1 protein-coding gene is annotated in these 1618 nt (G+C 67.7%); it reads right to left on the reverse strand.

Annotated features, from left to right (window positions below; translation table 11 throughout):
- Window positions 1–59: 59 nt before the first annotated feature.
- Window positions 60–1361 (reverse strand): extracellular solute-binding protein, encoded by a 1302-nt coding sequence (locus AC13HU_RS36780; RefSeq protein WP_483046343.1) that lies wholly within the window; start codon window positions 1359–1361, stop codon window positions 60–62.
- Window positions 1362–1618: the final 257 nt, after the last annotated feature.

Raw genomic sequence — 1618 nt, forward strand, 5'->3', positions numbered from 1 at the left:
CGCCCGCCGCGTGGTGCGGCGGGCGAGACCCCGGCCGGCCGGCCCGGAGCCGGTGGGTGCTACTGCACCGTGTAGTCCGGCAGTAGCTTGCCGAACTGCTTGGCCGCGTCGTCCAGTCCGCCCTGGACGCTTGCCTTGCCCTGGAGGATCTTGATGTATTCCTGCTGGAGCGGGGTGAACAGGCTGCCGACCTGCGGGAGCGCCACCCGCGGCCGGGCGGTGTCCAGGATCGGCTTGAACCCGGCGATCTGCGGGTTCTTCAGCACGTCCGCGGTGTACGCCGAGGTGCGGGTGGGCAGCGTGCCGTTCTTCACCGCGATCTGCTCCTGGCTGGCGGTGGAGGTCATGAACTGCGTGAACAGGTAGGCCGCGGGGAGGTTCTTCGAGCCCTGGTAGACCGCCAGGTCCTGGCCGCCGGTCGGGGCGAGCGGCTTGCCGGTGGAGCCGGCCGGTACCGGCGCGTAGCCGAGGTTGGACCCGTCCTTGAAGGCCGAGCCGGTCAGGTCGTCGCCGACCGACCAGGGGCCCTGGATCAGCATGGCGACCTTGCCGGTCTTGAACGACGTCTGCATGTTGTCGTAGGCGTTGGCGAAGTCGATCTTCAGAGAGGAGGTGTCGTAGATCTTCTTCGCCTCGGTGACGGCCTTGACCGCCGCCGGGGAGTTGACGGTGACCTTCTTCGCGGACGGGTCGGCCAGGTCGGCGCCCTCACCGAAGAGGAAGGGCAGCAGGAAGTACGAGTCGGGGTTCATGTAGGTGCCGGTGACGCCGGTCTTCGCCTTGATCTTCGCGGCGTCCGCGACCAACTCGTCCCAGGTGGTCGGGGGCTTGGCGATGCCCGCCTGGGCGAACACCTTCTTGTTGTAGAGCAGCCCGAGGGTGTCGGTGACCGACGGCACGGCGTACGACTTGCCCTCGTACTTCGTGGTGTTGAGCGGGCCGGCCACGAAGTCGCCCGTGTCGGTGAGGGCGGTGGTGCCGTCCAGCGGTGCGATGTAGTGCAGCGAGGCGTACTCCGGGATCAGCCCGACGTCCGTCCTGATCACGTCGGGCGCGCCCTTGCCGCTCTGCGCCGAGGTCTTGAACTTCTGCTCCACGGTGGTGAAGTCCACGTTCTGGTAGTTCACCTTGATCTTGGGGTACTTCTTCTCGAAGTCGGCGATCAGCGCCTTGTACGTCGGCGCCTCGACCTTCGCGTCGGAGGTGTCCCAGTACGTGACCGTGCCCGACACCTGGGCGGGGTCCTTCGCCTTGCCGTTGCCGCTGTCCTGCGTGCTGCCACTGCCACTGCCGCCGCCACAGGCGGTGGCACCGAGGACGATGGCCGCGGCCATCGCCACGACGGATATGCCGCGTCGCATACCTGACTCCTTGATGAGGGAAGTGCCCGTTCACCCGTTCCGACGTTCGACGACCCCACCCACAGGCCGGTGTCCGCTCGGGCTGGGCAGGACCGTAACAGCGGTGCAACGCTTTGCGAAAGAGGCTGCAAGAAACTTTCTGCAAGACCCTGCGAAGCCGATCCGGCGGCGGACGGGGCCGTTCCGCCCCACCGGCACCCCCGGGCAACACCCGAGCCCCGAGGGCGATCCACCCCCCGAATACGCGGACGCCCCTT

It is taken from the genome of Streptomyces sp. NH27, assembly GCF_056859195.1.

Bases quoted from the DNA above. Each gene is read 5' to 3' on its own strand.
- AC13HU_RS36780 (WP_483046343.1), bottom strand. From the start codon at position 1,361: ATGCGACGCGGCATATCCGTCGTGGCGATGGCCGCGGCCATCGTCCTC.